Raw genomic sequence first — 22,595 nt, 5'->3', positions numbered from 1 at the left:
GCGCCGGTGCGGCGGATGGCCGCGACCGCCCGGTCCAGCAGGGCGACGATGCCGTCCACGTCGGTTGTCAGCCGCAGCGCGTCGTTTCCGCCCGCCACGATCGAGACCAGGTCCGGTTTCAGGGCCAGGGCGGGGCGCAGCTGTTCGCGGACCACCGGGCCGGCCAGCCTGCCGCGGATGGCCAGGTTGGCGTATTCGAGCGGGTCGGCGCCTGCTGCGACCCGGGGCGCCGAGAGCGCGCCGGCCAACCGGTCGGCCCATCCGCGCAGCCCAACGGCATCGTCCCCATCCCAAAGCCCTTCGCTGAACGAGTCGCCGATCGCGACGTAGCGCTTCCAAGGGACTTCGGCGGGCCGGGGCGACGAGGAACCAGACACCCGACCACTCTACTAATCGGCTGGGCGGTGCTACCTTTCAGGTTGGGACTCGGGCGAGGAGGGGCATGAAGGCGCAGGTGTACAGCAGGTACGGCGGCCCGGACCAGCTGCGGTTGGCCGAGGTCGCCAGGCCCCGTGCCCGGCCGGACGGCGTCCTGGTGCGAGTGGAGGCCGCGTCGCTGAACGCGTACGACTGGCGGCTGCTGCGCGGAGACCCGGCGGCGGTGCGGCTCCTTCAGGGATTGTTCCGCCCGAAGAACCAGGTCCTGGGCTCCGACATGGCGGGAACCGTCGCGGCCGTTGGCGCCGACGTGGGGTCGCTGAAGGTCGGCGATCAGGTGTTCGGTTCGTCGGGGGCATCCTGGACCGGGGGTTTGGCCGAGTTCGCCGCCGCGAGGGCGGCGGGGCTGGCGGTCAAGCCCGCCAACCTGTCGTTTGAGCAGGCGGCAGCGTTGCCAATGGCGGGCGTGACCGCGTTGGCGGCGGTGCGGGAGGTCGTGGGCGTCAAGGACGGCATGGACGTGCTGGTGAACGGTGCCGCCGGCGGGGTCGGCACGTTCGCGGTCCAACTCGCCAAGGCTCTTGGCGCCCGGGTGACGGGGGTGTGCGGGGCGAACCACGCCGAACTGGTCCGGGGGATTGGCGCCGACAGGGTGGTCGACTACGCGAAGGAAGACTTCACGGCGGCGGGTGAGGCGTATGACGGCATCGTCGACGTGGCGGCGAACCGGAGCGTGGCGGAACTTCGACGCGCGCTGAAACCGGGCGGGGTGATCGCCTCGGTCGGATTCGGGGGCGTGGGCCACACCGCGGCGGTGGGGTTGGCCGCCGCCCGGAAACGCGCGCCGAAACGGGTGGCCCTGGTGGCCGCCGACAACAAAGACGGCCGCCTGCTGCGCGACCTGTTGGCCTTGGTCGAGGCGGGAGCGGTCCGGCCGGTGATCGACCGGGTGTACCCGTTCGAGCAGGCCGCCCAAGCTTTTGCCCATATTGGGCGCGGCCACGCCGGCGGCAAAGTCGTGATTCGGGTGGGGTGACCGCGCGGCATCGTCGGCCCGGACGTTCGGGACCCAGAGCGGAAGGGGGCGCCCCCGCCGGGCGGTGCCAGGGATGAGGGCCGATGCCGTGCCATTGTCTAGTTTGGTCCCATGAGCGGAAACTCGACGGCCGTCATGGCCCGCGACCTGACCAAGATCTACGGCAAGGACGAGGCCCGGGTGACGGCTCTGAGATCCGTCTCGGTCGACTTCCAGAGCACCATGTTCACATCCATCATGGGTCCGTCAGGCTCAGGCAAGTCGACCCTGCTCAACCTGCTGGCGGGGCTCGATGAACCGTCCGCTGGCACAGTCACCCTGGGAGGCCGTGAAATCACTAGCCTGGGCGACGAGCAGGTGACCTTGTGGCGGCGCGACCACGTGGGATTTGTCTTCCAGGCCTACAACCTGCTGCCCATGTTCACCGCCGAGCAGAACATCAACCTGCCGCTGTACCTGGCCGGGGTCAAGGCCGATCCCTCCTGGTGGGAGACGGTGGTCGACACGTTGGCGCTGCGTGACCGGCTGGGGCACCTCCCCTCTCAGATGTCCGGCGGACAGCAGCAGCGAGTGGCGCTGGCCAGGGCGGTCATCACTCGTCCGGACGTGATCTTCGCCGACGAGCCGACCGGCAACTTGGACACCCGAACCGGCCTGGAGGTGCTCAGCTTCCTGCGCCGCTGCGTCCGCGAACTCGGCCAGACCGTGGTCATGGTCACCCACGACCCGTCCGCTGCCGCCCACTCCGAGAGGGTGGTGCTGCTGGCGGACGGACAAGTGGCCGGCGAAGTGCTGGCACCGACAAGGGAGTCGGTCTTAAGCGCCCTTGACGGCTTGACCAACGTGGGCGCCTGAAGGATCCGCCATGCTGCGATACACGTTGACGCAGATGCGCACGTCGCTCAAGCGCCTCACGGCGGTCAGCACGGCGGTGATCGTGTCGACCGGGTTCGTCGCCGCGGCACTGATCGGCTCCAGCGCCATGAGGGACACCCTGTACAACATGGTTGGCGCCCGCTACGCGGACAGCGACCTGATTGTCCATCCGGCTCAGATCGGATCGTCGGATTTTGACTCGCTGAGAGAAGCGGCCAGGCAGGTCGACGGCGTTGAAGCGGCGGTGACTTTGCTCAGCGCCTGGGTCGAGGTCAAATCCGGCGGCCGGGCGGAGTACATGGAAATCACCGAGGCGGCCTCCGACCAGCGCCTCAACCCGCAGCCGGTGACCGATGGCGTCGAGCCGGCGGGCGGCCGGGAAGTCTCGATGGGCGTCAAGGCGGCAGAGCGCCTTGGCGTTGCGGTTGGCGACACCGTCGAGTTGGCGGTCGAGTACTGGTCTCCCTCAATTGGTATTGAGGAAGGCGTCGGCGAGGGCGTCGGCGAGGGCGACGTCTTCGACGAAGGGCAGATGGTCCAGGCCAGCGCCTCGGCCACTGTGACGGGGCTGTTCGACGATTCTACGCCGACGCTCTGGCAACTGCCGGCCGTCCAGGCGTCTCCGGCCACGCTCAAGGAACTGGTCGCCGGCGCGCCGGATGACGCCGGCCTTTTCTGGATCGAAAACGTCGCCGTGGCGGTGGCGGCCGGGACGGATCTGGGCCCGGGCTCAGAGATGAGGACACGGCTGGGCGAGGCCTTCGTGGACTTGGGACACGAGTCCTTGACCAGCGATGAATACTGCCAAGACTTGCTCAGGTCTGACCCGTTCGGCAAACCGCAAAGCTACATGGCGTCCGACTGGGGCTGCCTGGTCCGAGTCTTGGATCTGCGCCAGGAGACTAACCAAATGGTGGCCGAGTTCATGGACGGCGCGGCCATCCTGGTTGCAGTCGTGCTGATCTTTGGGCTGTTGGGGATGTTTGTGGCGGGCATGGCCATCTCAAACACCTACCAGGTGCTGATTGCCGGCCGCACCCGGACGCTGGCCTTGCTGCGCGCCGTCGGCGCGACTCGCAAACAGGTGCGGCGCACGGTTCTGCTCGAGGGCGCCATCATGGGCCTGGGCGGCGCGTTGGGTGGCTTGATCCTGGGATGGGCCTTGATCCAGGCCGCGCTTTGGATAGCCGGAGGACTCTACCCCTCGCTGCCGCTGCCCGGGGTGGCCCGGCCCACCTGGGTGGCGGTGGTCGCCTCCGTGGCGGCCGGTGGCGTCACGACGCTGATCGCGTCGACGATTCCGGCCCGCTTGGCCAGTCGAGTGCCCGCCCTGGCCGCGCTCCACCCGCTGGCGCCGCCCAAACTGGCCTCAAGGGCCGGCAAGGTCCGCCTGGGCCTTTCAATCGGCATGTGCGCGTTGGGGTTGGCGGGCCTGACGGCCGGACTGACAATGAACAACTCGGTCGACCTGGCCCAGGCGGACAGCGAGCGGGTGCTCATAACGGGCTCGATCCTGGGCGTCCTGGGGGGCGGTGTCTTGGTGGTGAGCGTGCTGGTCGGGGCGGTCTTCTGGCTGCCCAAGGTGGTCTCGCTCGTGGCTGGCATCTTCAGCCGGTTTGGCGGGGCGGCCAGGATCGCGGCCGCCAACGCGGTGCGCAATCCGCGCCGCACCTCCGCCGCCGCGGGCGCTTTGGTGATCGGCGTGACGCTGGTGACCGGTCTGATTGTGGCGGCCGCCTCGATCGGCGCGTCGCTGGGCAAGGAAGTGTCGCGCTTCGCTCCCATCGACGTCCAAGTCGGGGACGCCTCGGTCACCACAGTGGCCGCCGAGCAAACCGGGGATCCCGACCTGGACGGCCAGTTTGGCCAGTCAAGCCTGTCCAACGACCTGATCGCCAAGCTGAGGGCTGTTGACGGCGTGGAACAGGTGGTCGAAGTCCGGTCCGGCACCGTTGGCGTGGCCGACAATTCGGGCCAGACTTACTACTACACGGCCTTCGGCATTGACCGCGACGGCTTCCAGTCTGTCGTTCGTGACAAAGACATGGCGGGACTGCTGCAGCCCGGGAAGGTGCTGGTGGACGATTGGTTTGTCGCCACCATCCAGCAGCAGACGGCCCTCAAAGAAAACGGCTCCGACCCGGCCTTTGAGGTCGACGCGGAGGACGTCGAGGGGACCACCTTGGAACTAATTGGCCCGGGCGGGCAGACCGCCGAGCTTGAGTGGGTGGATCGGCCCGACTACGAGGCAATCCTGCCTTACGAGGCGCTGGTCGTGGATCTCGCCACCTTGCGCGAACTGGGGGCCGCGGAATCCGTGCCGCAGGTTTGGCTCAAGGTCGACGATCAAGCCAATGCGGCAGACGTGGTGGCGGATGTGCAAGACGCCGTCACCGAGCACACCGGCTCGGATGATTCGGTCTTCCTGGTCCAAGGCTCGGCCGTCGAACGGGCCAACATTGAGAACGCGGTCGACGTGATGCTGATAGTGGGGTTGGCCCTGCTGGCGGTTTCCGTCATAGTCGCCCTGGTCGGTGTCTCCAACACGCTCTGGCTGTCGGTGCTGGAACGCGCCCGCGAGACGGCAATGCTCAGAGCATTGGGGCTGACCAGGCGCCAGACAACCCGGATGATGGCGTTGGAAGGGGCGATCATCGCCGGGGTGGCCGGTCTGACCGGTGTGGCACTGGGCACCTTCTTTGGCTTGGCGGGCTGCGGTCTGCTGCTTTCCGCGACCGAGTTCATGAGCCTGACGGTGCCGTTGGGCCGGGTCGGCCTGGTCCTGGTCCTGGCGATCCTGACCGGCCTGGTCGCCTCGATCCTGCCCGGTCGCCGGGCGGCCAAGACCCCGCCCGCTCAAGCGTTGGCCGCCGAGGGCTAGGCACCGGCGGCCAACCCCAAAAGAACCCGTCCCTGTTTTGGTTGGGAACGGTGCCGGGAAACCACACAGTCGGGATGGCGATGAATACTTGGCGAAGCTCTGTGACCCTGGGTTTCACCCGCATGGCGGGGGTGGGGGGTTGTGTTCTCAGGTTGTGCGCCCGTTTCCCCTCTTGCGGGAGGACGTCCCGGCGGCTACACACGTTCTCGGGTCATGTGGGCACTCGGCAATCGCAGCTTCTTCCGCGTTCTTGGCCATGCAAACCAATCTCCATTAGCGGTTAGCAGTGCTGGGAACGACACTTGCCAATTCTCCCGGATACCGGTTGGCGGGGCGGTTGGGGTTGATGGAGACTCCGACCGTGACAGTGTCGTCGGACAGGGCCGGCCGGTCGGGGCAGGCGATCAACGCGACGGCGATGACGGGGGCTGCGGCGGGCGGCCGCCGCGCGGCGTGGTCAGTCCGCCGGATCCAGGCGGGGCGCGGGCCCGCCCTTGGGCTGACCTGCCGCCTCGGCCAGCGCTTCGGCCTTGGCCTGGGCGACTATCCGCGCGATTCGGCGCCTCGAACGGCCCCGGCTGACCAACCATGCCGCGATGAGCAGCCCAATACCAGCCGCGCAGGCGCATTGTGGCCACGGCATGGCGAACGCGCCCACGGTGGCGGTGACTGGTTTCAGCTCGGGGGGTCGGGCATCGTCGACCGCGAGCACAACTGGTTCGGCGGTGATCTTGGCGGTCACCCGGAACAGGGGCCAGACCCCCGCCACGCGCACCTCGACACGGCGGGTGTCTCCCGGCAGCAGCTCGATGGCCGGTTCCTCCCTCCCGGGGAATGCTGCCGTCCCGCCGCCCGCGGCGACCCGTCCAGTGACGGTCAAGCGGCTGTTGCCCTTGTTGACAAGGTCGAATCCGATCCGCAGTTGGCCCGGCTGGGCCGGGTTCCAGGCGGTGGTGTAGCTGGCTTGGGGATTGGCCACTTCTAGGAGTGGTTCGAGTTCCCCCAGGACGCGGGTCATAACCCGGAAGCCGAAGCGCGATGTGACGCCCAGACCGGCGCCGCCCTCGGAGCCGGCGCCGGAGGATTTGACCGCGGCGGCGACGCCGCCGGCGTGGTCGCCCGGCTGCGCGTCGGCAGGCACGGTCACGGTGAAAGGCACCACGGCTGTTTCGTCCGCCTCGACGGTGACCGCATCCTGGATTTCGATCCAGGTCCCCGCGTCCACGGACTCGGCCGGATTGCTCAGCATGTTGAACCGCCCAGTCGCCGTGAAATACCCGTCGGCCGAGGCCAGGGCGAAGGTGACTGCCTCTTGGGAGAGATTGGTTATTGCCATGTGCTCGGTCGCGCTGTCGCCGGGGGCTAGGGCCAACTCGACCCAATGGCGCCCGTCGGGCCCCTCGGCGGTGGCGGGCGCGACCGACCAGGTGACCGAACCTCCGCCGCCGTCCTCGGCGGTCCCGGCGTGGGCCGGGACCGCCGAGGCGAGCACGGTCAGAGCCAACCCGGCCGCGAGAGCCAACGGCAACGCTCGCGGGGCCAGGCAAGCCCTCAGCCGTCCAAGCGAGGAGGAGACGGAGATCCTGTGTCTGGTCATCGTGGTCTCCGGGCTGTCTCGTTGGCGGGTTCGGGTCGGTTCAGCTCACTCGAACAGGGAGAGCGTCAACTCCGACGTGTATTTGCCGGGTTCGACGATCGCGTCCGTCTTCAAGACGAGGGCGGCGGTCGCTTGCCACACACCGTTCTGCTCCTCGGCGGCGGCGCCCGAATCGAGCGCCATGGCCAGCAGCTCCGGTGAGGCGTCGGCAGCGATTCCGTCGGACCCCGTGTCGTCCAGCCTGGAGGCAACCACGCCGCCGGCGCTGACCAGGCCCAGGTCCTCGCCTGCGATCAGGCTTGGCGTCCAACCGAGTTGGTTGGCGGGGATGTCCGCTTGGCCGGCGTCACCCTGGAAATCGGTGGCTCCCGCCAAGACAGCCCAGCCCACTCCCGCCGGTATGTCCTCGGCGTCGCGCGTGTCCGTCACAGTCACCGTTGGCAGCGTCCCCGTGAACACGCGCTGCGTCGGGTCGGCCGAGGCGCCCTCAGTCAGTTCCGCTTCGTTAGCTGCCACAGTCATGGTCAGCGCCTTCTCGTCCGGGACCTCGAACCACACGTCAACCGTGTCGTGTTCGACCAGGTCGTCGGCGAAAGCGAGCGAGCCGACGCCGGTTAGCAATCCTGCCCCCAGCGCGCCTAGCGCCAGGCTGGCCGCGAGTCTTGTCCTCATAATTCTTGCCTTTCCTCTCGTTGAAATCCAAATCGGGAACAATGGTGTTCGCCGGGCCGTTTCCCCGCCCGCGGCTCGGCGTCGGTCAGCTACCGCAGGCGAGTGCTGGGTAGCTGAAGGCCTGGGCGAACGACCGCCCGTTCAGGGCACTTCCCGCGACGGTCAGCGTCCCGGCAGGCAGCTGCTTCAGGCGTGTGGTGAACGACTGCAAGGCCTTCTTGGTTGGCGCCACCGCGGGGAAGGTCTTGGCGCCGAAGTCGGTGTTGACGACGACTTCGGCCGGAACCTCGTCGTTGTTGCCGACCTGAACCAGCACGAAAGCATTCCCCGCCGTGCACCGAGTCGTAACGGTCACACCCAAATCCAACGGGGCCGGCGCCCTGACGGTCATCGGGTAGAACGTGATTGAGTCAATGTTGGGAGCCCCGCCCCACGACACCGCCGCTTTCAGATCCCCGGGCTCATCCCAGTTGCCGAGGACGATGTCGCTGCTTCCGTCGATCGTGGCCGTGACCGAGCGGCTCATGAAGCTGCTGTCGGTGTAGGTCCACCGAAAACCGGCGCGGGCGATCTCCGTGTTGTCCTGGCGCAGCTGCAGACCGAGATCCATCGCGGCTGCGATGTCGGGGTTGTTGTTCGGGTTGATGTTGTCATTCGAGTAGCGGAACACGATGTTGTAGGTCCCCGGTGGAACTTGTCCCTGCTCGATGACGAGTTGACCCTTCGGTGCGTTTGTTTTCACGACGGGCTCGTTGGTGGTTGAGTTCTTCAGGAGTCGGGTCTTGTCACCGCCGGCGCCGGAAGCGCTCGTGTGGTACACATAGGTCTCGAATTGCGTGCCGAGGCCTGTGACGTACGCTCCGTTGCTTGCTGTCGAGGTTTGGGGTCCTCCGTTCTCGGCATAGTTGGGCGCCGAGAGTTGCTCGTCGGTGATGATCCGCGCGCTTCCCGCGAGCGTGAGATCTTCGGCCTCGAAGGAGATGGCAGTCTCGTCCTTAGCCGCGTTGCGCGATGCGACCACGCTCTCGATGAGCACCCCAGGATCACCGGTGAGATCGATCTCGTTCACACCCTCCGACAAAGGAACAACGACCGTGGCCGACCCGGTGAGGCCGTCCGCCGCGGTGATCGTTGCGGTCTCAATGCCGTGGACAAGAACGTCGAACGACGTCCCCGCCGGGGCGCTGTAGGTGATCCTGAGGTTCTGGTAGCCGGACTCCCAGGCGGTGGCGTGAAGCGCTGCTGAACCTCCGTTGAGGTCTATCCAGCCGCGCGTTCCCTCATCGTATGAGAGCTGCGCTCCGTCCTTCAGGCGGAAATCCGAGGTGGCGGTGTACTTTCGCGCATCCAGACCTGCGCCATCGCTGTCCGAGCTGATCTGATACAACTGGACTTTGTCGAGTTCGACGGCACGGCCGTCATTCACGATGGTGATCGAATGGTCTCCTGCCGGAAGGCTCAGGACGGTCTGGATTCCGCCGCGGTAGTTCATGTTCGACATGCTGTGTACCGCTTCTTCTGCCTCATACTCCACGGTCTTGCAGTTGCCGCCATCGACGCAAACCTTGATGGCGCCGGGGAAACCGTCATTCGCGGAGATGATCTGCAAACGGTAGTCGGCTGCCTCAAGGTCGGAGACCTGCCACGTCGCCGTTGCGCCCTGGCCGAAGCTCGCCACATGGCTGTTGCCGGAGAACATGAGGTGTCCCCAGCCAGAACCAGTAGGTGAGCGCTGCTCTACGCTCGCGTTGAGTGCGCTGTCGCTAGCCAGCGAGAGGTCTTCCGCTTCTTCTTCCAGCAACAGCCGTGACGTGTCGGGATTCTCGTCCGGGTCGATGTCGCGGGCGGGTGTGACGACGAGCTGGTAGCCCGCGTACCGATCCGCGCTCGGCGTGGTCACCTCGAGCGTGCCGTCAGAGATGTCGATGTTTCGCTGGCTGTTGACCAGGCGCGGTGATTGCGCAAAGCCGTCTGCGGCAACGAACTGCGTTTCGCGGACTTCGACGTCGACCTCGTCGCCGAAGACCTCGGGATCAAGGTTGCGCATATCGACTTTCACGGAGATGTTCTGCCCGGTGTCCTCGATGGTGCTCGACGACTTGGTGGTGGCGCCGCCGTAGATGATCGTCGCTTTTCGATTGGCGGTGTCGAGGGCGGCGATTGCGGCGAGCTTGTCCATATCGGTGTTTGCCGTCCCCGCGGATTGCGCCGCACTGTCTTTATAGGCGACCGCTTTGTAGGTGTTGATGGCGCTTTCCGTGTCGGTCACTCGCAAGTCGCCGTACCACTTGAAGATCCACCAAGCGGCATTGGCATTGTTCGCGCGCGACTGGTTGTCCGAGATGTTGCCGGCATAGTTCCAGTACGCTGTCTGCGCCTGCACCTTCGTGTCTTCAAAGATTGCGAACCACTGGATGATCTGACCGGCGACTGACATGTCCCGCAGTTCGCCCCACTCGCTGATGTTAACCGGCAGCGGATCGATTCCCAGAGTCGTTTCGATCTGGCGGTAGCTGGCATAGTGACTCTTGTAGGAGTTAACGTTCTCCTCGGAGAGCTCATGCCAGATCACCACGTCCGGCAGCGTGTTGTTTGCCAGCGCGTGCGTCAGGAAAGCCTTCGTGCGGGTAGGCCGCCATGCGGCGTCTCCGGGACCGCCAATTCGGGGTTCGGCGTTCGGGTCGATCTTCCCCGCGGCCGCGTACTCGTCGTATAGACCATGGATTTTGCGGTAGACCGCGTCCCAGTCGGTCAGGAACTGACTCTTTAGTGTTTCGTGGTAACCGTATGCGCCGGCCCAGTTGCCCTCGTCGGCCTCGTTGAACGGAACAAGCACATAATGGTCGAGCTTGTCCGAGTTCTCAAGCACGAAACGGGTGACCAGCTCCGCGACCTCAAGGTAGTCCCATGTGCCGTTGCCAGCCTGCGTGTACGTCCCGAAATTCGAGTTCAGCGGGTCGGTGACGTAGGTGCGTGTGTCGCCTGGGCGGCTCCCGCCGTTGTATGCCCAGTCCGGGTAGAAGTCCTGCATATAGATGTACAGATCGTTGCCTTCACCTGACTCGACGAATTGGTCTTCGATCTCCATTACGTCTCCCGAGGGATGCTGCTGCCCTTCTGCCGGCTTCTGTGACGTGTTCTCGACAGCGGCACCGCTGACCAGTGAGTCGGTTGGGGCGCCGTCGGCGCCGAACCCGTAGAGGGTGCCGTTGGCGCCGCCGTAGAGTTCGCCATAGCTCGCGCCGTCGCCGAAGTCGACGGCCAGGACTTGCACTGACATGAGGCCGTTCATCGCGTCGCTCAGCGCAGACGAGACCGTCTGGAGGCTGTCTGATGTCGCCGCCTCATTTGACAATTCGGCCTCCGCAGCGGCCAACGCCGCCGCGAAAGCAGCCCAGGTCTGCGGCGTGTAGTTGGCTGCGTCCTTGCGCTGGGCGGCGCGCCAGAGGTCGACCAGCTCGGCGCGCGAGACAAACTCGAACTCTGCCGGTGAGAACGCTTCGAACTCGCTCACCGCGATGTACTTTCCGGATACCTGCTCGATCTGGGCCCTCAGGAATCGCGCCGTCACCGGCGAAGCGAACTCGACGCTACTTGCCCCCGATGAATTCACAGTGTAAGAGGAGCCGTCCGCGAGTTCGGCTTCCGTCCAGGTCTCGCCGTCCAGCGAATACTGCAGAGTCCACGCCGAAGGCATGATGGTGCCCGAGCCGTCTCCCCAGAACCACAGGTCAGCGGCAGATAGCTGCATCGGGATGAACCAGTTCAACTGCAGCCACTCCGACCCGCCGGCAGTCCCGTTGTACCACGTGCACCAGGTGTCTGCGGATCCGCTGCCGGAGTTCTTCTTCAGGCCGTCGAAGATTCCGTTGACATCGAAGTTGTCTCCGATTGCGCCCTTGTCATCTACCGAAGATGTCGCGTATGACTCCTTCGCCGTGTTGACAGGTTGCGGGGCCTGGGAGAACACCTCGAACTCGCTCACGGCTATGTACTTGCCGGCAATCTGGTCGATGTTCGCCCGCAGGTGCTTTACCGTCACCGGCGCAGCGAATTCGACGCTGCTCGCGCCGCTCGAGTTGACTGGGTAGGCGGCGCCGTCCTCGAGCGCGATGTCGCTCCAAGTCTCACCGTCCAGCGAGTACTGCAGGTTCCAAGCGGTCGGCATCACGGTGCCAGAACCGTCTCCCCAGAACCAAAGATCCACGGCGGCGACGCCTTCGATCTGGTCTGGCCAGCTGAGCTGCAGCCATTCCGGGCCGCCTGCCGTTCCGTTGTACCAAGTGCACCAGGTCTGCGGGGATCCGGCCCCGCCGGAGTTGTACTTCACGCCATCGAGGATCGCGTTCGCGTTGAAATTGCTGCCGATCGCTCCTTTGCCATGCACAGAAGAGGAAACTGTCGCGCGCGGTGCTGCATTGACGGCGTCTTCTGGCGCCGCACTCGTGCTGGTCGCGCCCAGTGTCGTGCCCAGAGCCACAAGAACCAGGGTGAGCGCTGAGGCGACGGCGGCCGTGGCGGGTCGCCCCCTTCTTCTTCCGTTCGCGGGTTTCCAGATCTCAAACATCATTGTTTCCTTTCAAGTCTTCTGCGTCGCGTTAGCTCGACGCGGTGATGGTGGTCATGTTCGACGCGTCGTGACTGCTGGGCGAACATCCCGTGAGGGGCGCTCAGCGAGAAGTGGGCGAGCCGCGGCTGCCGGAAGTATCCGCCAGCCGCGTCGGTCGCCGTGCATGTAGACTCCGTAGTCCCTGTCTAGCCTTTGATGATGTGCGAAACTGCATCAATCACTTTCGCCTGACGCTATCATAGATGTCAATAGTGTCAATGCACTAGGGACTACGGGCCTACTGCGGGACGAAAGCTAGTTTCGCTATATGGGGCCGACTGCGATGAGGACGCGGCCATCGGCGCCGACGGTCAGCCTGCGCGAGGAAGGGCATCAGGCGTGAGCCAACACAGCTCCAAGACATCAGGGCCCACAGCATGGAGGGCCGCCCCAATCCCGGTCGGGCACCGCGGGTGTCCGCGCCGCCTGTCGCGGAAGGTTTGACACACATCATCAAGAGCGCACCGCGATGGTGCCAGTACGCGGAAGAAGGATTGACATGGAAATGATCGAGTGGGGAACGCAGACACCGCTACGGTTCACCTGGTCTGAGTCCCGGGCGGTGTCATCAGCGTTCGCGGGCGGCCGCCCGGGCGCCGTGATGGGCTCACCCCTGGCCGAGGTGCTTGTCCTGGGACAAGGCCGGAGCCTCGCCGGCGCTCGCACCTATCGGACGGCGGTGGCTGATCGGTTGCGCCACGTCAGCCACCGGGAATTCCAGCTTGGGGGAGTCGCCTGCCTGGAAGTGGTCCAATCCGACCCGGAGCTGTCCCTGCGCCTGACCACGCGGATTGAGGACACCGGTACCGGGGCGTACCGGGCCAGCACCCAGTTGGAGAACCAGGGCGGGGGCGCGCTGATGTTGCAGGCGGTCTCTTCCGCCGTGCTCTCGAGCTTGCTGAGCTACATCGGGCCTGGCGGCGCAAATCTATTCACCGCCCGCAATGAGTGGTGCTCCGAAAGCCGGTGGGCCTCGATCCCGCTCTACGGCCCCGGCGGGCTGGCCGATGTGAACCCCGAGGCCCACGGGCAGTCTGGCCGCAATTCCTGGGCTCTTGCCGGCAACTCCACCTGGTCTGCGGCCGAGCATCTGCCCATGGGCCTGCTTCAGGGCCGCGACACCGGGCGAGCCATCGCCTGGGAGGTGGAGAACAACGGACCTTGGCGCTGGGAGCTGAACACCCGAGCAGACTCCGATGTGGATCTGGTGCTCACTGGCCCGGACGACCTGTACCACTCCTGGCTGGAGGAATTGCCTCCCGGCGGATCGTTCACCACCGTCCCCGTCTCATTCGCCGCCGCCGAGCGATTCGATGCCGCCATCGGAGCGCTCACCTGGCACCGGCGCCGCTCGGGCCACCAGCGCCAGGCCGACGCCGGGCGCCCGCTGGTCTTCAATGACTACATGAACGCGCTGATGGGAGACCCGACCAGTACTAAGCTACGCCCGCTGATCGCCGCCGCTGCCGAGGCGGGCGCCGAAGTGTTCTGCATCGACGCCGGCTGGTACGACGACGACGGCGATTGGTGGCCGTCGGTGGGCGCCTGGGAACCCTCCAAGAAGCGCTTCGGCGCGCAAGGCCTCAAAGGGGTGCTCGATTTGATCAGGCGCTCGGGGATGAAACCCGGCCTCTGGATCGAGCCGGAGGTGATCGGGATTAGATCGCCCGTCGCGGACGAACTGCCCGAGGACGCCTTCATGCGCCGCGGGGGACGGCGCATAGTCGAACAGGAGCGGTACTTCCTGGATTTGCGCTCAAACGCCGCTCGGGTCTACCTTGACGCGGTGTTCGACCGCCTGATAGGCGACTACGGGGTGCGGTATTTCAAGTGGGACTACAACGTGACGCCCGGCGTCGGCCCCGACACGGATGCCGCCTCCCCCGGCGCCGGCCTTCTGGGCCACTGCCGGGCGCTTCGCGACTGGACGTCCAGTCTGCGCTCGCGGCACCCTGAGGTGATCTTGGAGGCCTGTTCCTCCGGCGCCCAGCGCACCGACCAGGCCTGGTTGTCACTGTTCGACTTGCAGTCGACCTCCGACCAGCAGGACTACCGTCTCTACCCCGCCATCGCCGCCGCCGCACCGATGATAATGCGGCCCGAGCAGGCCGGGAACTGGGCGTACCCCCACTCATTGATGACATTGGAGCAGGTGGCGTTCAACCTCGTCACCGGGCTCTCAGGCAGGCTCTACTTGTCTGGCTACCTGAACGGGCTGGACCGCCAGCAGTTCGCCCTGGTGCGCGAGGCGGCGGGGCTCTATCCCCGCGTCATAGCCCACCAGGCCGCCTCTTTGCCTTCTTGGCCACTCGGCTTGCCTTCCTGGGACGCTCCTGTCATGGCGCTGGCCACCAGCACCGAGGATGAGACACTCCTGTTCGTGTGGAACCGCGCCGGTGACGGTGAAGTCAGCCTGGACCTGTCGGCTTCCCCGGGTCGCAGCTGTCGGCAGTTGTTCCCCGCCTCGCTGCCCGCCTGGCCCGCACTGTGGGACGGATCCAGCCTGCGCCTGGACTTGGCCGGCACCGGCGAGTCTGCTCGAATCCTGCGCCTGGCCTGAGTGCTCGTGGCGGGCGTTCAGACGCATCCCACCTCGGAGATTCTTGCGCACGCCACGGCAGAGCCGACCACCGCGCAAGGCCCTGTCATGGCACCCGGAAGCACCAGTGCCTGCGCAGCACTGCTGAGGCCCATGAGTTGCGCCCGACGAAACCGTGTTTCGCCATTTCGGCGCTCCCCGACTCGGGGCTGGCGCAAGCTAACCTCCTTATCGGAGGCATATCGGGCAGGGCGCGGAAAACACTTGCGCTGCGCGGACGCTTGGGATACGATTCCCAACAGAAACTGTGTTTCGCAGGTTTCTGACACTCAAGGACGATTGGAAGAACAAGATGCCAACCACTACGAGAAGCAAACCCATCATCACTTTGGCGGCGGCGACTTGCCTCGCCACCGCTCTGTTGGCCGGATGCACTTCCGACACCGGCACCAACACCCCATCGGACGGCGGCGGGAAGACCGTTGTGACAATGGCCACGTGGAATGACAACATCACACCTGAGATGGTGGACGCCTTCGAGAAGGCCAACACCGACATCGACCTCCAGGTGACCAGTTATGACAGCGACACCTACTCGGAGAAGGTCACCACGATGATCGCGGGCAACACCGCCCCCGACATCCTCCACCTGTACGAGACGGACGCCATCCGACTCGCCTCCAGTTCGCTGGAGCCCCTCGACAGCTACCTGTCCGGCGGCACGCTCACATCCGACGCCTTCATTCCGGCGGTTGCTGATCTCGCCGCCAAGATGGGCGGCACCTACGGCATCCCGTGGTGCTACGCCGACCAGGTCCTGTTCTATAACAAGGACCTCTTCGATGCCGCCAAGGTCGAGTACCCGACGGCCGACTGGAAGTGGGAAGACTTCCGGGCCGCCGCCAAGAAGCTCACCAGCGGCGAGGGCAACGGCAAGCAATTCGGCGCCGACGCCTTCTCCTTCGCGGGCATGTGGTACTCACTCGCCGGCCAGGCTGGCGACGGGGTCATCGACGGCGATGGCAAGTTGGTCCTCGGCGATGGCATGAAGAAGGCCGTCGACTTCATCAACACCCTGACCAACGTCGACCAGTCGATGGCGGCCCCCTCCGCTTCCGGCACCGATGTGACCGACCTGTTCTCCGCCGGGAAGGCCGCGATGACGCTGAACGGCAGCTGGGGCGTCCTTACGTACCGAGAGACCGAGGCGAACTGGGACATGGTCCCAATGCCGGCCGATCTGGTGGACTACACCAGCCTGCACACCGGCTTCTACACCATCTCGAAGACGAGCCAGGTGAAGGACGCCGCGTGGAAGTTCATCGAGTTCATGATGGGCGACGAGGGCCAACAGCTAACATCTATCGGCACGTCCAACCCGTCCGTTCTGAAGAAGTTCGCCGACTCCACCGAGTGGCAGCACCCCGGTGGCAACGGCAGCCCGAGCAACTGGGGCGCCATCACCGACCCGGCCACGGACGGCTCCGGCCAGTTCGGCTACACGCTTGCCTCCGCGACGGCGACGAACGACCTCGCCAACGAGATCAACGCCTATCTCCTCGGGGTCAAGACCATTGAGGACGTTGACAAGGCAATCCAGGCCGCGAACCAAGCCAGCTAGGCATGTGACGGTGGTGGGCCGTGTCGCCGATAGCCGAGGCGGCACGGCCCTCCACTAGAAAGAAGGGAAGCAGCCATGAGTCGGACGAAACGCGGCGTCGACGGCGCCGCCCCATACATCTTTCTCTCCCCCTGGTTCATCGGGTTCCTCCTTTTCTCGGGGATGCCGATCCTGGCGTCATTCGTCATTAGCTGCATGAAATGGGACCTGCTTGGCGAGCCGGAATGGGTGGGCATAGCGAACTACGCGAACCTCTTCGAGCCGGGGTCCGGCTTCTACAAGACCTTGCAGGCGACGCTGATATTCACGCTCGTCAACGTGCTTGTCACCGTGCTGGGCTCCCTCGGCCTGGCGGTCCTGTTGAACTTGAAGGTGCGTTTCATCGGCGTTTTCCGGTTCGTCTACTTCCTGCCTATGGTCATCCCGGTGGTTGTCCTGGCAGCCACGATGAGCCTCATCTTCGACCCGAACCTCGGCGTGGCCAACTACCTGCTAGGACGGGTTGGCATTGAGGGCCCCAACTGGATGGCCGACCCGGTGGGGATTTGGATGGTGGTCGGGCTGATGAGCCTGTTCTCTTTCGGCACCGGCCAGATGATGCTGATCTTCACCACCGGCATCAAAGAGGTGCCGCAAGAACTGGTGGAGGCGGCCGCCCTGGACGGCGCGAACGCCTGGCACCGGTTCCTCAACGTCACAGTCCCCTCGATCTCGCCGCTCATACTGTTCAACCTGGTGATAGCGACGGTCGGGTCGTTCAACGGTGCCTTCACCATAATCTACCCGCTCTCCGAGGGGGGCCCCGGGGATGTCACCCGCGTCCTGAGCTTGGACATCTACAAAACGGTCTTCCAGAAATTCGACCTCGGGACGGGCTCGGCCATGGCGATGGTTCTGTTCGTGATCGTCGCGGCCATCTCCGCCCTGCAATTCAAGCTGTCCCAGCGCCACGTGAGCTACGGATGAGGAAACAACATGACTTCTACTACTGCCTCACTGCCCGCCAATAAGGCAGGCCGCAAGACAAGAATGAAGAGTACGGGCCGCTCCGCCATGGACGGCGGTTCGCTCGCCAAATACGTTATCCTGGTCGCCGTCTCGCTCGTGATGCTTTTCCCGATCTACTGGATCGTCGCAAGCTCCCTCAAGACCCTCAGCGGCATCAGCTCCAGCCCGCCCATCTTCTTTCCAACAGACCCACAGTGGCAGAACTACCTGGCCATCTTCCAGAAGCCCAACGTGATGACCTATCTGCGCAACAGCGCCATCCTGGTGTTCGCCAACACGGCGTTCACCTTGATCTCGAGTTCGTTGGTGGCCTACCCTCTGGCACGCATGCGGTTCCTGGGCCGGGGCGCCATCTTTGCCCTGATCCTGGCCACCATGATGGTGCCCTCCGTGACGGTCGTGCTCCCGCAGTTCCTCCTGTTTCGCGAATTCGGCTGGCTGGACTCGCTGCTCCCGATGATCATCCCGTCCTTGTTCGCGGCCCCTTACAACGTCTTCTTGTTCCGCCAGTTCTTCATGACGATTCCGGTCAGCGTCGACGAGGCGGCAAGGCTGGACGGCTGCACCAGATTCGGAGTGTTTTTCCGCATCATCGTTCCGCTCGCGAAGCCGATATTCATCACCGTCGGCGTGCTCTCCGCCATCAGCTGGTGGAACGAGCTGTTCCTACCGGTCATCTACATCAACTCGGACGCGCTAAAACCACTCGCCCTCGGTGCCACGACCGCGTTCATCCGAGTTGGGGGTATGGGCATCCACGAATGGCACGAGCAGATGGCCTTCGCCATGCTGATGGCCGTCCCGCCCATGATCACCTACGCGATCGCCAGCCGGTATATATCCGGGGGCATCAAGACCACCGGCAGCAAGTGACACGAACCGACAGGGATTGGGAATTCTAAACATGCGCCTTGATATCCGTTTTGATGGAGCCGCCCAAGGCGGATCGCCGCCCCCGGTGGCGCGCCGCGTGACAGAGAGGTCTGGCGCGCCCACCTCTTCCGCCTGGGGCCTGGCTGATGTTCCGGCGTCCGCTCGCCGAGCCTCGCTTCCCCTGACCGATGTCGTGATCGAAGATGTCTTTTGGACGCCTCGGCGCGAGACAGTGCGGAGGAGCACGTTACCTTACCAACTGGAGCGTCTTCGCACTGGGGGGCAGTTCAACGCGCTGAGGCTGGCGTGGAGGCCTGGCGACCCGAATGAGCCGCACCCCTTCTGGGATTCGGATGTGGCCAAGTGGATCGAGGCGGCCAGCTATTGGCTCGCCACGGACCCTGATCCGGAGCTGGACGCGGCCGTCGACGAGGCCATCAACCTGCTGGCCGGCGCGCAGCAGCCGGACGGCTACCTCGACTCCTATTTCATGTGTGTAAGACCCGACCGCCAGTTCACCGACCTCCAAGATGCGCACGAACTGTACTGTGCAGGACACCTCATCGAGGCCGGGGTGGCCCACCACCGGGCTACGGGGAAGACGTCCCTGCTCGACGTAGTCACCAAGCTGGCGGACCTCATCGACCGCGAGACGCTCCCGGGCGGACGCATCGAGGGCGGCATGCCCGGCCATCCCGAGATCGAATTGGCCCTCGTTAAGCTCGCTGCCGCCACTGGAAACCGCAAATACCTGGACCTGAGCGCCCGCCTGGTCGACAACCGTGGCAAGCAGCCCAACTACTTCGACATGGAGCGTGAACGCCGAGGCGACGAGGGATGGGCGGACCAGTGGCTCCCTGACCGGCCCCGGAACCGGGAGCGGTACCGAGAGTACAACCAAACTCACCGACCGGTGCGCGAGCAGCGCGAGGTGGTCGGCCATTCGGTGCGTGCGATGTACCTGTACTGCGCGATGGCCGACCTGGCGTTGGAGCTTGGCGATGACAGCCTGCGCGAGGCGTGCGAAGCCTTGTGGGAGGACCTCGAGGCCCACAAGCTCTACATAACCGGCGCCTTGGGCTCCGACGGATCCATAGAGGGGTTCGGGCCGGCCTACGATTTGCCCGACCACGGCTCCTACGCGGAGACCTGCGCCTCCATCGGGCTGGTCTTCTGGGCGCATCGGATGATGCTCCTGACCGGCGAGGGGCGCTACATCGACACCTTAGAGAGGTCGCTCTACAACGGCGTGATCGGCGGGGTCTCTCTCGACGGCACCCGCTTCTTCTACCGCAACCCGCTCGCGAGCGACGGGGACAAGGCGCGTGAGGGATGGTTCGAGGTAGCATGCTGTCCACCCAACTACGCCCGGCTGATGACGTCTTTGAGCGACTACCTGTACGTGCGTGATGAAGAGGGGATCTACGTCAACCTTTACGCCTCGAGTTCCGCCGCCGTCACCGTTGCCGGGAACCGCTTCACGGTCACCCAGAGGACCGAGTACCCGTGGGACGGGAAAATCGCCGTGAGCGTCAGGCCCCACGACTCTGGGCGGCTGTCTCTGCGCCTGCGCCTTCCGGCGTGGGCGCAGGAGGCTCGGCTCACTGTCGACGGCGTGCCCTGTGAAGCCGAGCCGGTGGACGGATACCTGGTGGTAGACCGCGAATGGGAGGGCGAGACCACCGTTGTCCTCGACCTGGGGATGGCGGCGCAACTTGTCTACCCGAACCCGCGTGTCGACGCCACACTGGGACGTGTGGCCGTTCAAAGGGGGCCGCTCGTGTACGCCTTCGAGGAATGCGACAACCCTGCTGAGATCCGCCGGCTTTCACTCGTCGGCGGAACACCGCTCGTTGTGGAGCAGAACGCCGCCCTGGGGATGGTGGGGATTCGTGCCGAGGGCGTCGCATTGGCTGAACAGAACCAGTTGTATTCCTCTGTCTGCCCATATCGCGACCGGGTATCCCTGAAAGCGATCCCCTATTTCGCCTGGGGAAACCGCGGCCTCGGCCAGATGGCCGTCTGGCTCCCGGTGACGGGATGTGCCGACACCCAATCGCCAGAAGTCTTGGCTCATGCCGCACGCGATAGGATTGGCGCTTAGTGGCCGTCCAATGGTGCCGTGCCACCCGTTGTGGCACCGCCACAGCGGAGACGGCGTAGCGGCGGCTCCCAGGAGGACTGGAGGAGATGTGAGGACACCAGCCTTGACGGAGCCGGTGAAGTTGGCCGACGTGGCCGCCCTGGCGCGAGTGTCGGTGGCGACCGCCTCCAAGGCCCTGAACGACCGGTCAGGCGTCAGCGAGGCGACCCGCGACAGGGTGCGCAAAGCCGCCGCCTCCCTGTCGTACGAAGCTTCGGTGCCGGGGCGGCCCCGCCAGGGCTCGTTCATGGTTGGGGTGATCGTCGCGATGCTGGACAGCCACTGGGTCACTCCCATCGTCGAAGGGCTCGAAGAGGTGTTGCCAACAGACATGGCCGACATCTTCATCTGCCCCCCGGCGAACGCGACCAGCGGTGTACGGATTCGCATGGAGTCATTGGTTGCCCGCGGCGCCGATGGCGTGGTGGTAGTCGCCGACTCGACCAACCGCGTCCCCTCTTTGGCGGACGCGCCGGTGCCTGTCGTCTACACCTACGGTCCTTCCTCTGGCGCAGACGACGCCTCCTTCGTGCCCGACAACGTCCAGGCCGGACGAGTGGTTGGGGAGCACCTGCTCGCCAGGGGATGCCGACGCATCGCCTTCATAAACGGGGATTCGGGCTTCGACGCGGCGCGAGACCGCGCGGCCGGCCTCGCTCAGGCTCTCGGAGACATGCCGCTTGTGAGCGGTGAGCCCCTCTACGGGGACTGGAGCGAGGGCTGGGGCCGCAGGGGCATGCGGGCGCTTCTCGAATCGGGTGCGGAGGTGGACGCCGTCGTTGTGGGGGCCGATAGGGTCGCGCGTGGGGTCATGGACATTCTGCGCGGGTCAGGAAAGCAGATCGGGCAAGATGTAGCGGTCGCCGGTTTCGACAACTGGGACGAACTCGCCATGAACGCCTGGCCGCCGCTCACCACCGTCGATATGAACTTGATGGACATCGGACGGCAAGCGGGCTTGGAGCTCAAACGGCGGATGCAGGGGCAGCCAGGTGAGCCCGGCATCCGCGTGCTGCCGGTGCGCTTGGTGCCCCGGGAATCGACCGCGGTCCTCTGAGCAACGGCCCACGGAGCTTCGCATGGCCCCTACCCGGTCACGGTCAACGGTCCGGGCTCTGCCTGGATCTCGGAAAGCGGGCGAGCCGGCGTCTGTTTGCGTACCAGCGTCGCTCAACCGCCGCAGGTCAGCGTTGGGTGGCCGAAGGTTTGACTGAATGACCTCCCGGCGTGGGGGTTTCCTGCGATGGCCGATTTCTCGGCCGCCAGTACCTTCAGGCGCGTGGTGAACAACTGCGGGGTCTTCTTGGAGGACGTCACCGCGGCGTGGGTCTTGGTTCCGAAAACGGTGCGGATGGCGACATCGGCCGGAACCTCGTCATTGTTGCCGCCCTGAACCGGCAGGAAGACGTTCCCCGCCGCGCCGCGAGTGCTAACGATGACGCAGAAGTCGAGGTGTTGGTGCGCGGGAGCTTCGTAGGCGAAGACTTGCCATTCGCGCATACCAGCCGCCCCGCTGCCATCGGTGCTGCCCCAGTTCTGCATGGCAAGGCGCATCTGACGGGTGGCCGCTGGGCGAAAGGCGATAATCCTGCCCGGATGGGTGTAGGGGCCGAGTCGTTGATGTCGGCGTTGCGGGTATGGCTGGTCCCGTTGATCGGTGTGAGCGTCCCCCAGCTTTCGTCGGAGTTCAGCGCGCAGGTGACGGCGGAGCAGTGCCGGGCCTTGCCGGTCTGCGGCGGAGCCACGCCGGGGTTGGAACCGTCTGCGGCGTCGCGGGACCAGATTGCGTTGGGCCGGTCGATCCACTGGGGCGTCAGGCCAGGCGTCCATCCCCCGGTGGCAGCGCCGCTTGGGGTCTGGACGTGAGTGCCCCAGAAAACCAACTGGTCCCCGGCCGAGCCCCCGCCGGGTCGGAGCCCTTGTCAGTCGGCTGGGTCAGCAGCTCTCGGGCGAAGCCCGCCAGCTGTCGGGCTGGCGGGATTTGAACCCACGACCCCTTGACCCCCAGGTATCTGGGCCGTCCAAATTGGCCGTTTTTCTGCGAGAACGGGGGCCTATTGCGCGTCTCTCATGCCATGCGTTGCGTGCCTTGCGGAGGTTGTGGTCCCGGTTTGGTCCCGGCCCCGCCAGGTCGAGTCCGGAGGGTCGGGGCGGCGTGTTCTGCGTCGTCAAGCCCGCAGGGTTCGCGGGCGAGGCGGAAGGAGGCGCCTGGGAAAGCCGGGTGAGTCGATCTGCAAGGCACATGGCCGCCGCCGGATCGGCGCTCGGTGGCTATCCCGGAGAACGCGTTGGCTGCGGGACCGGACCGCATGGTTCGTGGTCTGCGAGAATGGGTGGCGAACGGAGGGGGAGTGGCGATGGT

The 22,595-nt window shown here is 65.4% G+C and carries 15 protein-coding genes; 10 read left to right on the top strand and 5 right to left on the bottom strand.

From position 1 onward, the window contains the following. The coding region (locus LBC97_11220) for an SGNH/GDSL hydrolase family protein (protein ID MDR2566600.1) at nucleotides 1-377 on the bottom strand (377 nt) is incomplete at its 3' end. 65 nt (nucleotides 378-442) lie between these two features. Here LBC97_11220 and LBC97_11215 point away from each other — a divergent pair. From LBC97_11215 to LBC97_11205, 3 genes are all read left to right on the top strand, one after another. Beyond that, nucleotides 443-1,414: an NAD(P)-dependent alcohol dehydrogenase gene (locus LBC97_11215; protein ID MDR2566599.1), complete on the top strand. Its 972-nt coding sequence runs from the start codon at nucleotides 443-445 to the stop codon at nucleotides 1,412-1,414. A gap of 111 nt (nucleotides 1,415-1,525) precedes the next feature. After that, on the top strand, nucleotides 1,526-2,269 hold the full coding sequence (locus tag LBC97_11210; GenBank protein ID MDR2566598.1) for an ABC transporter ATP-binding protein: 744 nt from the start codon (nucleotides 1,526-1,528) through the stop codon (nucleotides 2,267-2,269). A 10-nt stretch (nucleotides 2,270-2,279) separates the two neighbouring features. Then, nucleotides 2,280-5,171 carry an FtsX-like permease family protein gene (locus LBC97_11205; protein ID MDR2566597.1) on the top strand — a complete coding sequence of 964 codons (2,892 nt, stop codon included), beginning with the start codon at nucleotides 2,280-2,282 and terminating at the stop codon, nucleotides 5,169-5,171. Nucleotides 5,172-5,628: 457 nt separating this feature from the next. On the opposite strand, the gene LBC97_11200 is transcribed toward LBC97_11205, so the two are convergent. The 3 genes from LBC97_11200 to LBC97_11190 form a co-directional block, all read right to left on the bottom strand. Next, nucleotides 5,629-6,768, bottom strand: coding sequence for a DUF916 domain-containing protein (locus LBC97_11200; protein MDR2566596.1), 1,140 nt, complete (start codon nucleotides 6,766-6,768; stop codon nucleotides 5,629-5,631). Nucleotides 6,769-6,813: 45 nt separating this feature from the next. Further along, nucleotides 6,814-7,440, bottom strand: a complete 627-nt coding sequence (locus LBC97_11195; protein ID MDR2566595.1) for a hypothetical protein — start codon at nucleotides 7,438-7,440, stop codon at nucleotides 6,814-6,816. An 85-nt stretch (nucleotides 7,441-7,525) separates the two neighbouring features. Further along, a complete protein-coding gene (locus LBC97_11190; GenBank protein ID MDR2566594.1) occupies nucleotides 7,526-12,010 on the bottom strand; it encodes a discoidin domain-containing protein in 4,485 nt (1,494 codons plus the stop codon). 538 nt (nucleotides 12,011-12,548) lie between these two features. Here LBC97_11190 and LBC97_11185 point away from each other — a divergent pair. The 6 genes from LBC97_11185 to LBC97_11160 all read left to right on the top strand — a co-directional run bounded on the left by LBC97_11185 (nucleotide 12,549) and on the right by LBC97_11160 (nucleotide 21,290). After that, nucleotides 12,549-14,609, top strand: coding sequence for an alpha-galactosidase (locus LBC97_11185; protein ID MDR2566593.1), 2,061 nt, complete (start codon nucleotides 12,549-12,551; stop codon nucleotides 14,607-14,609). A 331-nt stretch (nucleotides 14,610-14,940) separates the two neighbouring features. Further along, the gene (locus LBC97_11180; GenBank protein MDR2566592.1) at nucleotides 14,941-16,209 is read left to right on the top strand and encodes a sugar ABC transporter substrate-binding protein; all 1,269 of its coding nucleotides are present in this window, start codon (nucleotides 14,941-14,943) and stop codon (nucleotides 16,207-16,209) included. 75 nt (nucleotides 16,210-16,284) lie between these two features. Then, nucleotides 16,285-17,175: a sugar ABC transporter permease gene (locus LBC97_11175; protein MDR2566591.1), complete on the top strand. Its 891-nt coding sequence runs from the start codon at nucleotides 16,285-16,287 to the stop codon at nucleotides 17,173-17,175. A 9-nt stretch (nucleotides 17,176-17,184) separates the two neighbouring features. Continuing rightward, on the top strand, nucleotides 17,185-18,090 hold the full coding sequence (locus tag LBC97_11170; protein MDR2566590.1) for a carbohydrate ABC transporter permease: 906 nt from the start codon (nucleotides 17,185-17,187) through the stop codon (nucleotides 18,088-18,090). A 31-nt stretch (nucleotides 18,091-18,121) separates the two neighbouring features. After that, complete coding sequence (locus LBC97_11165) at nucleotides 18,122-20,194, top strand: glycoside hydrolase family 127 protein (GenBank protein ID MDR2566589.1); 2,073 nt, start codon at nucleotides 18,122-18,124, stop codon at nucleotides 20,192-20,194. 88 nt (nucleotides 20,195-20,282) lie between these two features. Continuing rightward, nucleotides 20,283-21,290 (top strand): LacI family transcriptional regulator, encoded by a 1,008-nt coding sequence (locus LBC97_11160; GenBank protein MDR2566588.1) that lies wholly within the window; start codon nucleotides 20,283-20,285, stop codon nucleotides 21,288-21,290. Nucleotides 21,291-21,403: 113 nt separating this feature from the next. Here LBC97_11160 and LBC97_11155 read toward each other — a convergent pair whose 3' ends face one another. Next, nucleotides 21,404-21,775 (bottom strand): hypothetical protein, encoded by a 372-nt coding sequence (locus LBC97_11155; GenBank protein ID MDR2566587.1) that lies wholly within the window; start codon nucleotides 21,773-21,775, stop codon nucleotides 21,404-21,406. Between the two features lie 54 nt (nucleotides 21,776-21,829). Between LBC97_11155 and LBC97_11150 the strand changes: the two genes are divergently transcribed. Beyond that, nucleotides 21,830-22,099 carry a hypothetical protein gene (locus tag LBC97_11150; protein ID MDR2566586.1) on the top strand — a complete coding sequence of 90 codons (270 nt, stop codon included), beginning with the start codon at nucleotides 21,830-21,832 and terminating at the stop codon, nucleotides 22,097-22,099. Nucleotides 22,100-22,595 lie beyond the last annotated feature (496 nt).

It is taken from the genome of Bifidobacteriaceae bacterium (assembly GCA_031281585.1).
Taxonomy (GTDB): domain Bacteria; phylum Actinomycetota; class Actinomycetes; order Actinomycetales; family WQXJ01; genus JAIRTF01.
This window is presented reverse-complemented; position numbering and strand designations above follow the sequence as displayed.